9 protein-coding genes are annotated in these 13,226 nt (G+C 48.6%); 2 read left to right on the top strand and 7 right to left on the bottom strand.

Features of this window, described 5'->3' with window-relative positions:
- Positions 1–3: 3 nt before the first annotated feature.
- Both FLA_RS18410 and FLA_RS18415 read right to left on the bottom strand, forming a co-directional pair.
- A complete protein-coding gene (locus tag FLA_RS18410; protein ID WP_076378793.1) occupies positions 4–1,485 on the bottom strand; it encodes a DUF5691 domain-containing protein in 1,482 nt (493 codons plus the stop codon).
- A 9-nt stretch (positions 1,486–1,494) separates the two neighbouring features.
- A complete protein-coding gene (locus tag FLA_RS18415; RefSeq protein ID WP_231940281.1) occupies positions 1,495–2,970 on the bottom strand; it encodes an SWIM zinc finger family protein in 1,476 nt (491 codons plus the stop codon).
- A gap of 121 nt (positions 2,971–3,091) precedes the next feature.
- Here FLA_RS18415 and FLA_RS18420 point away from each other — a divergent pair, with 121 nt between their 5' ends.
- Entirely contained in the window at positions 3,092–4,006 is a 915-nt protein-coding gene (locus FLA_RS18420; RefSeq protein WP_076378795.1) for a bestrophin family protein, read from the top strand.
- Positions 4,007–4,133: 127 nt separating this feature from the next.
- Here FLA_RS18420 and FLA_RS18425 read toward each other — a convergent pair whose 3' ends face one another.
- The 5 genes from FLA_RS18425 to FLA_RS18445 all read right to left on the bottom strand — a co-directional run bounded on the left by FLA_RS18425 (position 4,134) and on the right by FLA_RS18445 (position 12,545).
- Positions 4,134–5,918: an alkaline phosphatase gene (locus tag FLA_RS18425; protein ID WP_076378797.1), complete on the bottom strand. Its 1,785-nt coding sequence runs from the start codon at positions 5,916–5,918 to the stop codon at positions 4,134–4,136.
- A gap of 86 nt (positions 5,919–6,004) precedes the next feature.
- Positions 6,005–7,552: a RagB/SusD family nutrient uptake outer membrane protein gene (locus FLA_RS18430; protein WP_076378799.1), complete on the bottom strand. Its 1,548-nt coding sequence runs from the start codon at positions 7,550–7,552 to the stop codon at positions 6,005–6,007.
- Between the two features lie 11 nt (positions 7,553–7,563).
- Positions 7,564–10,992 (bottom strand): TonB-dependent receptor, encoded by a 3,429-nt coding sequence (locus tag FLA_RS18435; RefSeq protein ID WP_144264023.1) that lies wholly within the window; start codon positions 10,990–10,992, stop codon positions 7,564–7,566.
- A 22-nt stretch (positions 10,993–11,014) separates the two neighbouring features.
- A complete protein-coding gene (locus FLA_RS18440) occupies positions 11,015–11,956 on the bottom strand; it encodes a FecR family protein (protein ID WP_076378801.1) in 942 nt (313 codons plus the stop codon).
- 46 nt (positions 11,957–12,002) lie between these two features.
- Positions 12,003–12,545, bottom strand: a complete 543-nt coding sequence (locus tag FLA_RS18445; protein WP_076378802.1) for an RNA polymerase sigma factor — start codon at positions 12,543–12,545, stop codon at positions 12,003–12,005.
- A 102-nt stretch (positions 12,546–12,647) separates the two neighbouring features.
- Between FLA_RS18445 and FLA_RS18450 the strand changes: the two genes are divergently transcribed.
- Complete coding sequence (locus FLA_RS18450; protein ID WP_159445093.1) at positions 12,648–13,205, top strand: RNA polymerase sigma factor; 558 nt, start codon at positions 12,648–12,650, stop codon at positions 13,203–13,205.
- Positions 13,206–13,226 lie beyond the last annotated feature (21 nt).

Consider the following 13,226-nt stretch of genomic DNA (forward strand, 5'->3'; position numbering starts at 1 on the left):
GTATTAAAATGATTGGGTAGTTTTTTGTTTGAGTTGCAGCAGGTGGCGTATATGCTCGCTGGTGTTGCCCCATACGTTGCGCTGATACACATCGGACGGCGTACAGGCTTCCAGTTCGGTAGCCAGTGCCATGGGCAACAAACGGATATGCTTGCTGTAAAAGCTGCGGTTGTATTGATAGGTGTGCCTGGCCGTGTAAGCACATATTTCTTTGGCAATGGCCACACTCCATGTTTCGTGCGCCTGCAGCAACACCTCCAGCACGGCTTCTTCATTGCCCTGGAAATGCTTGTAGCAATAGGCTTCCTGCTGCGCGGCGGGTAACAGGTGAATAAAATCTTTATAAAACTCCGGTACCTGGCGGGTAAAAGCCATAGCCCATTCCTTACTACGGAAACGGCGGGTGGCCGTGGCCAGCGCAGGAATAAAGCGGCTGGTGTTGTCGCCTTTTTGAAAATATTCCAGCACCTTATCTTCTGTTACCTGCCACCATTGCGTAAACGTATCGGGCGGCACGGTTTCTATCAATTGATAAATAATATATTCTTCGTTGGTATACTCGGTGAAAGCGGTTTTACCGGCAATGCCCGACTCCAGCAACACAGCCGGCACGGCTACCGGTGGCTGCACCTGCAGCAGGGGTTTGGACGACAGTCCTAATAACGCCTTTCCTATGCCCAGGGTAACCGCCCGTTGCAACACCTGCTGGTATTGCTGTACAATGGGCGATTGCGGAATGCGGGTAAGCATTTTCCAGGCTTCTTCTTTTACCTTTTTGCTTTTATCGGTGATGAGGCTTTGTAACCATTCGATATCGGCTGCACCGAGGTTGGCATATAACGCTTTGAGCAATTCGGCACGGGTGGCGGCGCTTTCCTGCGGCCAGGTTTGTTGCAGCCATTCGCGGGCCACATCGGGCTGCGTGCTACGCACCTGTTGCAAAGCCCGGAAACGTTGTTCGGGTGTGCCGGTTTGCCAGCGTTCTTCTTCCGATTCGGCAACGCTTATATGCCAGTTGGTGTTAAAGCCGCACAACCATTGACCGCGTTTGCCCATGCAGTTTTCCAGCACGCCCCGCAACGCTTTATGTTGCGTAGCCTGTTGCAGTAAGGCCGGCAATAACGAAGGCGGCACCAGCTGACCGGCCTGTACACAGCTTTGCAGCCATAGCAGCAGCAGCTCGGTATTATCTTCTTCCAGCAGCGCTTTCAACACCACCGCAGCGGCGTTGCTGCAATAGGGCTTTTCTTCTGCGGCGGCTATGGTAATAGTTGCTTCCTGTGTTTGCAGCGGCATATAACCACTCTGGCGATAGTTTAATGCCATAGCGGCCAGTTGTAAAAACTGTTCTTCTTTATCGATGGCTGTATTGGCAGTGATCACTTCCACCGGTTTAGCCAATGCAGCCGGTAACTGCGCCCCTGTAAGGGTTTGCTTACCGGTGCCCAACATAGCGGTTTGTATTACCTGGTTCCAGAATTCCATACACTTGCTTTATAGTAACCAATATTGTCCCTGACTAAACACCCCTAAAGGCACATATTCATTTTCTTTGCCCAGCACGGCCATATCTAATGGCTGCCCGCCACTGACCGACAGCAGGGCATACAACCCGGCAAAGTCTTCTTTCAACGGCACCAGGTGTTGCGTAGCATCTGCCAGCCACCAACGTCCCTGGTAAGGCACGGGAGTAAGTTGCTGTACAATAAAAGGCCGTTCGGTAGCTAACGGCATGGCGCTATAGCCTGCGGCTGCCGCTTCGGCCACCTGTTGCCAGCCGGCTATAGGCTGCACCTTGGGGGCGCCTTTGGCAGTAGCCTGGGTTTTGATCACCGCGCGTAAGGGCCATGCAGAGGGATAATACACCAGCCCGGCCTGCAGCAGCGCACCTGGCAGCAGGTTATAGGTAAAGCCCTGCCCCATTACACTAAACTGCAACACCAGCGCATAGTGGCCAGTGGTGGTGCCGTATAGCCAGTTACGTTCTACGGTGATATTATCCTCTTCGGTGGTTTGTTTACCCAGCAGCAGCCAGGTATCGTTGATGCCGGTTTGTTGTTTGAGTTCTTCCTGGCTTTGTGTAAAGCCTATCCAGCTGCGTACATCTTCCTGCAAGGCGGGTGACAGTTGTTGCCTGTTGGTAAAGCCGGCTATTACCAGGTACATTTGCAGCAACAGGTTCATCCACTCGTTCTGCCAGCCTTCTTTATAAAAATTGACATCGCAGGCGCTTTGAATAAGGTTGGCCAATCCCGGCGCTTTGGCATCTACCATGCGGCGCTGCATGTTGGTAAAGAAGGTAGTGTCTTTTTCGGGAATGCCAATGATACCATTGCGAATGATATCCTTGATCCACAACAACAGTTCGGCCATACCATCTTCCACACTTTGCTCACGCGCCTGCTGGCGTTTGGCCTGTGCGGCTTCATCTACCGGTTTGTCTTTTTTGTCGGCCTTTTTTTCATCGCGCTGCTGGCGTTTGTCCAGCCATTCGCTTACCCAGGTGGGCGCATCGCCTACGGTAAAGCTATCTGCGTTACGTGCATACTGCAATAACAACCCGATACCATGTTTACAAGGAAATTTGCGGCTGGGGCAACTGCACTTAAAAGCCATGCCCGCTATATCTACCTGGGTTTGATAAGGTTTGCTGCCGCTGCCCTGGCATTCGCCCCACAGCGCCTGTTCGTTCGCGCCCCGGGTAACCCATTTGGCGGGATTACTGAGGTCTTTACCAGCCTTGCGCGACGATTCGTCGGGTGCAAGGGCCAGCGCTTGTTCTTCGGTCAGTTGCAAGGATATTAATTTGGGAATGAAGATAAGCGTTTCCTCCCGCAGTTGCCGGTAGAGAAAGCCAGGTATGCACAAATGTGGTAATTGGGTATGCCTGAATGACTTATTTACAGTTGCACGTGCTTTTAGTAGTGTTTTTGCCTGGAGTGAGGAGTTGGGAGCGGGAAGTAAGGGCATGAGCCGGTAAGTGAACTATGGCTTGCTGAAATAAGGGGGATGCCAGGTACAACGGGGGGATAAAATAGGGAGTTCATCGGTGTAAGTAAACGCTACAGGGGTAATTGTTGTAGTTTGCAGTATGATTCATCAGAAGAAGCAACATTGGTTTGCGATGCTGTTTGTTTGGAAAGGCTCCGTACTACCACAACTGCTGCCCCGTTTGTTATTATTGCTGGTATTTTCGGTAGCAGTAGTGTATGTAAGGGGCACTTTTGGAGCATACAAAATTCCCTTAAACCCCGCCCCTTTTACCCTGTTTGGTTTGGCGCTTGCCCTGTTTTTAGGATTCCGGAACAGCGCCAGCTACGACCGTTTCTGGGAAGGCCGTAAGTTATGGGGCGCTTTGCTGAACGATACCCGTTCGCTGGCACGGCAGGCCACTACCCTTTGCCGTTACGAAACCGGCGCTAAACAGCAGGCCCTGTTTATCCGCTACCTGGTGGCTTTTACCTATGCACTGAAGCATCAGCTGCGGCACACCGATGCCCGTGCCGACCTGGAACGTTTATTACCCGCCGATACTGCCCGCCGTATGATGGCCGCACAATACAAACCTATTATGCTGCTGAAAGAGATGGGCTTATGGATTGACCAGGCCAAAGCAGAAAGGCGCACCGACTCTATTTTACAGAGCGCCATGGAAACCAACCTCAACAAACTCAGTGATATAGTGGGCGGCTGTGAGCGGCTGGCCAACACCTTAATACCTTATACCTATAAAGTGTTATTGCATCGTACGGTATATGTATATTGTTTTTTGCTGCCCTTTGCGTTTGTAGACAGCCTGGGCTGGATGACGCCCATAGTGGTGGTGTTTATTGCCTACACTTTTACTGCCTGGGAAGCCATTGCCGATGAAATTGAAGAACCCTTTGGCACCGAGCCGAACGACCTGGCACTGGATGGCATGTGTAAGATGATAGAGAACACACTGCTTGAATTGAATGGCGAACCTTTGGCCAATAAGCTGTCGCAGGAATATATACAGCTATAGACACTTATCAGTGGCTGCCGGAATATACAAACAGCTGCTCATCTCTACAGCCTATTATAAAAGAAAGCCGCCTTGGAAATACCAAAGCGGCTTTTAGTTTCGAGCAAAGGGTCGTTTTATCACTAAATTAAAAACCAAGAGACTGGAGGATTTTACGGAATACTTCCGTGTTTTCGTATACGCCGGTGAACAGTTGCGACTGTGGACCGTAGGCGTATACCGGCACCGGGATAGCGGTGTGATCGTTGGTAGAAAAATGGCCGCTGATATAGCCTTTGCTGATATCCCCATCCAGTAGCGACAGGCCGCCGGTTTCGTGATCGGCCGTGATAATCACCAAGGTTTCTTTATCGGCATCGGCCAGTTGCAGGGCTTTGGTGATGACCTTATCCAGATCCATCACTTCTTCCGCTATATACCCAATATGATTGGCATGGCCACCATAATCGACCTGTGCGCCTTCCAGCACCAGCAGGTAGCCATTGTTCTGTTGCTTTAATAATGTGGTGGCTTTGTCAAAAGCATTGCTTAACCAGTTGCCCCTGCCTTTTAAGATAGACAAACCGGCTATGCTATCGGCCACGATGTAACGTTGCGAAGTTTGTGCAGGCAGGCTATCCAGTGAGCGTGTAATATGATAACCATGCTGTTGCAGGTTGGCAGCGTTAGCGGCCAGTTGCTTATTACCCGCGCCCATTAACAACTGCACAGGAGCCGTAGCCAGATCCTGCAAAATACCGTTGGAATTTTCGCGCTCGTTGCGGTGCGCGTAAAAATCGGCCGGTGTGGCATCGGTAATATCACCGGAGGTAACAATGCCGGTAAGCATTTTTTTGCGGCTGATAATAGCAGGCAGCAGTGTTAAAGCCTGCCCGGTATGATCGACCCCTACAAAACGGTTATTGGTTTTTACACCGGATGCAAAGGCGGTGGAGCCGGGTGCAGAATCGGTGATATAAGAATCGTGCGAAGAAGTTTTAGACAAACCGGTGTTGCGGATATTAAACACGCTCAGTTGTCCTTTATTGGCCGTGTAGCCGGTGTACCATTGTGCCAGGCCGGTGCCATCGCCAATGATGAGAATGATGTTCTTTGCTTTTTTATGGCTGCCATCGGTAGTGAAGGCAGGCGTATACGCTGCATGCTGTTGCGTGGCTGTGTAGCTGCTGGCAGGCAGGTGTTGCAAAAAGGAAGCAGCGCCTTCAATATTATCGGTATTGATAAAATCTACCCCCAGGTGCATGAGCTGATACCAGGCGTTTACCACATCGGGTGCAGCCCAGAAACGTACGGTTTTATGCAGCTGGTGGCCTTTATCAATGAGTTGCTGTACTTTGTTTTTATCCATCTCTTCCAGCACACCTTTGCCATTCCATTTGGTAACCGCCTGCAAGGGGCCGCTGAGCATGGCTATTTTAGGTAATACTTCGGCCGGATACGTTTTATGCAGTTCGCCATCGAAGCTGATGAAAGACGGGTAATTGTTATAAGCGGAGACGGCCGGGCGGTTGCCGCTGATAACCCAGGTGATATCCTTGTTTTGTATCAACGAAGGATATTGCTGCAATACTTCTACCAGCTTATTGAGCGTTTGTACCGAATCGGTTTTAATATCAATCATCATCTGCACCGGATGCACTTTGCTGCCCAGGGCCTGCAAAGGTTGCAGGTATAGCTTTTCCAGCGTACGCCCGGCAGACAACTCCTTATCGGTATGGGCTACCAGCAGCTGGCCGTTGTGCAGGAAGATGTCGGCTTCGATAGAACCAAAACCGGCATGATACGCCGCATAGAAAGGAATGGGCTGCTCGTAATCGTTATGCGAATGGAGATTGGCAGTGGTATACGCTGCGGGTTGTGCCAAAGCACCCCATGCACGGAGTGCCAGTGATAAGAAGAGTATTTTTTTCATGCGCCTGTAAAGTAAAACACAACCGGCCGTTTTAGGCGGCCGGTTGCTGTTAAGTAATTATTATGACTGTGTAAGGGGAAGCCAGGTTACCAGCCACTACGCTGCTTAATAACGCCTTCGCTATTGTCAATAGCGGTTTGTGGAATAGGCCATATGCCCTGTGTAGCCGGATCGAAACTTCTGGCCGGCCATACTTCTTTGCCACTATAGCCATGCAAAGGTTTGGCATAGGCCTCTTTGGCATCGCCCCAGCGTACCAGGTCGCGGTGACGATCGGCCCACTCTCCTGCCAGTTCCACCCTTCTTTCGTGCTTCAGGTTTACCATGGTAGCGCCGGATACTTTAGGATAACCGTTTTCATCCGCGCTTTTCCAGGCTCTTTTACGCAGCATGTTTAACTCGGCATCGGCATTTTGTCCCATCATGATCTTTGCTTCTGCTTTGATTAAAATAATCTCGGCATACCGTAACAAGGGTAAACACAAGGAAGTAGTAGGATGATCGCCGTTAGGACTTAAATACACCCCCACCGGGTTGGCATAACGGAAAGGCTCGGAATACTTGTTAAACTGGTAACCGCTTAAGCTGTTATCTGACTTATACGTAATGGTTTCGCCAAAGAATTGCAGGGTGTCGCCTGGTTTCAGGATAGTAGCTTCTCTTCTTTTGTCGCCACTTTCATATTCATTATACAATTCCTGCGTAGGCATATAATAGCCCCAGCCATTGTATTTGCCCCAGCCTTTGTTTTCCATCATTACTCCTGGCAGAATGCTACCCCAGCCATTTTTGCCCGAAGGCGTGCTGTAGGCGCTCCAGATATATTCTTTGCTCCAGTTGTTGGCGGTAGTGAACACCTCTTCAAAATTAGTGAGCAGCTGGTGTTTACCGCTGAGGATCACAGAATCGCAATACATGGCCGCACTATCGTACTGCTTCATGTACAGGTAGGATTTGGCTATAAAAGCCCAGGCGGCAGTTTTGTGCGCACGGCCATACATATCGGTAGTATAGCTATCGAAGTAAGGCAATAAAGCCGCAGCTTTTTTGAGATCATTAATGAGGTAATGATAGTTTTCGTTGACATTGGCCGCACAGGGAATCACTTCCAGATCGGACGGATTGGCACGGTTGGCGATGGGCACGCCCGATTGTGCATTGCCATAGTTGGCTGCCAGCTGAAAATACATCAGGCCGCTTAAGAAATAAGCTTCGCCCAGCATGCGGCTTTTCTTCGCATCGCTCATAGCAATACCCGGCACATTATTAATGACCTCGTTGGCCCTTTTAATGGTTTTGTAGCGCATGCTCCACTGCGTTTCGGTATAGCCACCGCCAATGAAAGTAGCGTTGAAGTTTTTGATATTGTCCCCTTCGGCTTTTACACGGCCGGTAACCATATCATCGCAGGCATTGATAAACCACCAGAAACCCCTGCCATAAAAATTTTCATCGTCAAAATATTCATACATGGAATTCACGCCTGCATCGGCATCACTTTCTTTGGTCCAGAAGCCCACTGCAGAGGGTGTTCCTTCCTGGGTAATGTTCAGCTGTTTATTACAGCTTTGCAACCCTGCTACGATTGCCAGACTGCACAATGCCGTACCTATTGATTTAAAATAAATTTTCATTACTGGTTCGTTTAAAAGTTTACGTTAACACCTGCTATAAAACTGCGGGCCTGCGGATAACGGCCTACATCAATACCATACTGGTTCATGCCCACTTCGGGATCGAAACCTTTATAGGGAGTAATGGTGAACAGGTTATTGGCAGTAGCATACACGCGTAAGCCACTGATGCGCATTTTTTTGGTAACAGCCGAAGGCAAAGTATAGCCCAGGGTGATGTTTTTAATGCGCAGGTAAGAACCATTTTCCAGGTACCAGGAAGAGGTGTTACCAAAGTTACCATTGGCGTCTTTGGCAGTAATGCGCGGGATGTTGCTGCCCCTGTTGGTTTCGCTCCACGCATTCAGCACATCGTGCAACATGTTGTAGTTTTGACCAATAGCTGCGTTTAAAGAAGTATACTTGAGGGCGTTAAATATTTTCACACCCTGTACACCCTGTGCAAATAAATTGACATCGAATCCTTTATAAGAAGCGTTAAAGCTAAAACCGTAGGAGAAAGTAGGCATACCGCTACCCATGGTTCTTCTGTCGTCGTTGGAAATTTTTCCATCGCCATTGGCATCGATAAACTTCAGATCGCCGGGCTTCGCATCCTTCTGAATTTTATTTCCGTCTTTATTTATATAGCTGTCAATTTCGGCCTGGGTTTGAAAAATGCCTGCTGCAGGAATAACATAGTAAGAATACAACGGACTACCCACCTGTACAATAATCGGGTTTAACGTGCTTCTTACATTCGCATCGGCAAAGGTCATTTGTACGGCATCGTTCGGTAACGATTCTACTTTGTTTTTAACGGTAGTGATGGTTGCACCTACGCCATAAGTAAAGTCTTTACCCACTTTATCGTTCCAGTTAATACCCAGTTCAATGCCTTTATCAACAGCATTACCCCCATTCACCCATTTGCTGTCAGCACCCAGGGTTACGGTAGGTGTATACTTCATCAACATGTTAATGGTTTTTTTGATAAAGTAATCGGCCGTTAAAGAAAGCCTGCTGTTTAACACAGACACATCGATACCGAAGTCGGTTTGCCTGGAATCGGACCAGGTAAGATTCGCCGGCAACTGCACCGCTGAATAACCGGTAGAAGGTGCTGGTTTTAAGCCCAGGTATATTTGCGTTTGCGATAAAGGTGGGTTAATGGCATCGCGGCGTATGCTGGGCAGGTTACCGATGAAACCGTAGCTACCACGCAGCTTTAACGAATTCAACCAGGTAATATTTTGCATAAAGCTTTCCCTGCTTACCATCCAGCCTGCTGATAAAGAATAATAGTTTTTAAAACGGTTGGTGCTTACCAGGGAAGTGCCATCGCGACGCACTAAACCACTGAACATATATTTACCATTGTAATCGTAGTTGACACGACCAATATAAGAGATCAACACTTCGCGGCTATACTGGCTGGAAGGCAGGTTAGAAGGATCTACCGTACCATTTTGCAGGTAGCGATAAATAGGGTTTTCATCTGCAAAATTAATAGCCGTTGCAGCGGTTTGACGGTCTTTATCGCTTTTGTAGGTATACCCTGCCAATGCAGAAAGACTGTGCTTACCTATGTTTTTGGTATAGCTAAGGGTTTGCTCGGCCAATATATGTGAAGCATCATCGGAGCTTTGCCTTAAAGAATTGCTGGTAGAGATGCGGCCAATTTCGGGCACACGGGTGGTGAACTCTTTTGAAAACTGTGAAACCTGTGTATAGGCAAAGTTAGAGCGGTAGGTTAAGCCCGGCAGGAAGGTTACTTCTGCATAAGGGTTGATAACAATAGTAGTATAAGGATTTCTTACATCCAGCCTTTTCAGGTAAGCTACCGGGTTAATTACATCCCCATAAGCGCCTGCATAATCTTTAGGCAAACCAGAGAAATTGCCATTGGCATCATATACCGGCACGTTGGTAGGGTAATAGATAGCAGATAAGATAGCACCGGTGTAACCACTGGCTGTGTTGGCTCCATTGCCATCGATAGTAGAATACGAGAAGTTTTCGCCCAGCTTTAACCAGCGTTTTACCTGGTGCTCGGAGTTAAAACGTACCGTGTAACGCTGGTTGTAGGTATTTAACAGGATGCCTTCGTTTTTACGATAACCCATGCCCAGGAAATACTTGCTTTTATCGCTGCCGCCTTCTGCGCTGAGGTTATAATCCTGCAGGGTTCCGCTGCGGAAAATTTCGTTGAGCCAGTTGGTGCGGGTAATTTGCCCATCGGGATATTTGGTAGCGTCATACGCATCGAGCCTTTTGTTACCGGCCACATCAGCCGCCAGGTTCATCACATCGGCAAACTCTTTGGCATTGGTAGTTTGCAGTTTACGCCAGGCCGCCTGTTTGCCATACTTGGCATCCATCGTTACCGCCATCTCGCCCTTACGGCCTTTTTTAGTGGTGATTAAGATAACCCCACCAGACGCCTGTGCGCCATAGATAGCAGCAGAGGCATCTTTTAACACCGTAATAGATTCAATTTCGTTAGGGTTTAACACCGGTGCTAAACCCGGGAAAGTTTTACCATCGCCATTGGTGGGATAGATTGTACCATCAATAACATATAAAGGCGCTGCGGTGTTGATGCCACCAAAGCCCCGGATAGTAACTGTTGCAGAAGCAGCCGGATCGCCCCCTTCGTTTTGCACCATTACGCCGGGCGCTTTACCCTGCATAGCCTCGGCAACAGAGTTGAAAGAGCGGGAAGTTAATGCGTCGGTTTTTACCTCTGCCACCGCACCGGTAACCTTACTGCGCTTTTGGGTACCATACCCCACCACTACAATGCTATCGAGGTTGTCTTTTACCCTTTCCAGTTGTATGGTGCTGAAAGCGCCTGGTTTTACCAGTATCTCTTTTCCCTGGTAGCCTACCATGGCTATTACCAGGCGTACTTCCTGGCTATCTGTTGCCAGTTCAAAATTACCATCGGCATCTGTAGTAGTGCCTATGTTGGTTCCTTTAATATATACGCTTGCATTTTGTAACGGGCCATTGGCATCTGTTACTTTACCCTTGATGGATTCTTTTTTAACAGGCGCTACATAGTTCACCATCCGTACATTGCCGGCAGCGGGTGTGCCTGCTTCCTCCTTGGGATAGATGACGATGGTGTTGGCATGCAGCTCGTAGGTTAAATCGGTTTGCGCCAGCATACGCGAGAGTATTTCTTCCAGCGTAACTTCTTTTTGCTCGCGCAGGGTGATTTGCTGACGCTTCATATCATCGGCGTTGTATGCAAACTTTACCCTGGTATTGGCAGCCAGCTGTGTGAGCAGGGTTTCGAGTGTTTGAGTTTTTGCTTTCACATGAACAGCCGTTTTTAATACATCAGCAACAGGTTGCTGTGCATACAGCATATTACCTACGCAAAGTCCGGATAATACACCGGCCCTTAAAAGCATGCGTCGTGCTTTTAATCCCGGAAAGAGACAATAATTCATATGATTGATATTGGTTGTGTGCTTACTTAATAACTACTTTGTTTTGTTCTACAAAAAATGTCACCTGGTGCTTAGCGCCTACCAGGTTAATGATTTTTATAGCATCCTGTAGCGTTATCCCTTTTGAAAAGGATAAATAAAAATCGATATCGTTTCCTCTGTGTAAATTTTCAACGGGTATATTGTATTGCTGGTGCAGCCAGCTGGCTACCTCCATAATACCTGCATGTTGCAAAAGCGCATCTCCCTTTACCCAGGCATTGGCTTCGGCAGGCGACGCTTCGTCTACCCCTGCTTTTTCTTTCTCTTCTACATAACGCAGGCGCTTGCCGGGGGTAAGCACGGCCAATGTATCGGATCCTTTGCTGATGGCTACCCTGCCGGTAACCACCGTTACTTTTACATCGTTGGTATAGTGGTTTTTAGCCACAGAAAAGGAAGTGCCTTTTACCGTGGTATAGATATCGCCGGACTGGATAACGAAAGGATGTTGCGCATCTTTCTTTACATCAAAAAACACCTCGCCCTGTAACAACTGCACCCGCCTGTTGAGCGCAAACCCTTTATGATATGTTATAGCCGTGTTCCTGTTCAACCATACCACACTGCTATCGGGCAGCACCACCCTGGTAACTGCCAGGGCCGCATTGGAAGAGATAGTAATAAACTGCGCGCGCTGATACCACCACCCGCCTGCGGTTAACATGACCACGACCGCTGCGGCAGCGGCTGTTTTGATGGCCCATTGCCGGATGTTTATTATCACACCAGCCCGCTTACCGGCCTGCACATTTTTAAGCATACGCCTGCGGGAAGAACGCCTTTCATCAGCCGTAAACACATACTCTTTTCCACGGGTTGCCAACCCATCTAACCACTGCTGTAATTGCAGCGACTCTTCGGGTGTGCAAGTGCCTTCTTCATACTTCTGTAAAAGTTGCTGTATATCCTTTTGTATGCTCAATGACTACCTTTTATAGATAAGACAGGATAGAAAGCGGAAGTAACTATTAAGGAAGGATGCTTAATATTAAGTTAACAATGGCCTTTTTACGCGCCGTGTTTAACTGGTTGCGAACGGTTTGTGCGGAGTTGCCGGTAGCATGGGCTATTTCGTTCACGCTGATGCCGTGTATAAAATGCATTTCGTATACCTGCCGCATTTTATCGGGCAGGTGGTGCGCCATGGCATGCAGCTGCTGCTCGGTTTCTTTGCTATCAATAATAGCCGTAGCCGATGAGCTGGCCTGCAATTGCACAGCAGCTTCAATTTCCACCACGGTCATTTTGCGGGAAGCGAAGTAATTGAGGATGCGGTTTTTGAGTGCGGTGAACAGGTAGGCGCGAACAGATTGCACCTCGGGTAACTGTTGTTGTTTGCTCCAGATATAGATGAAAAGATCCTGTACCAGTTCTTCGGCCGTCATGCGGCTGGCGGTGGTTTTATAAGCGTATTGAAACAACTCTTCCCACCAGGTATCAAATAGTTGCGTGAAGGCGCGTTGATCGCCCTCCCGTACTTTTAGCCATAATATCTGGTCGTTATTTTTCAAGTGGGGGTAGGTAACTGGTTACGGTGCAATATTACCAAACAACCTGCCCGTTTGTTAAACAATCCATATTACCTTTGGGTTAAGCAATATATGTACACGCACTTGTCATATGATGAACCGGAACTACTATCCCTGTCTTCACAAGGTGAGGAACAGGCATTTACCCGGCTGTTGCAGATGCATAAACACAAGCTATACAGTTTTGTGCGGCATATAACGGATTCTGATACCGAAGCGGAGCTGGCCATTCAACAGATAATAGCCACCCTGTGGCACCAGCGGGAACAGCTGGCCGCCGTGGAAGAGTTTGACAATTATTTGTTTACCGTTACCGTGCAGCAATTATTGCCGGCGCACAAAAAGGCCACCCGCACCTCCACTACGGTAAGCGCCGAAAAACTATCGTGGTTAGCCAGCCAAAGTTTTGACAATACCGGCACCGCCGAAGACCGGGCTGCTTTTATAGCGCACCTGCACGATCCGGCACTTTCGCATCCACTGCCCGACTTATTACTTCCCTACTGGAACCGCCACCTGGCTACGGGTTTTATGCCCGACACTATCTGGGACCGGTTAACGGAACAATTATTAGAAGAAGGGGACATTAAAGCACCGGAGAAGCATAAAGGCGGGTTTCTGGGCTGGTTTAGCCGCAAATAAAAACTCCCTCCCGGGGAATTC

The sequence above is a fragment of the Filimonas lacunae genome (assembly GCF_002355595.1).
GTDB classification, from domain to species: Bacteria; Bacteroidota; Bacteroidia; order Chitinophagales; family Chitinophagaceae; genus Filimonas; species Filimonas lacunae.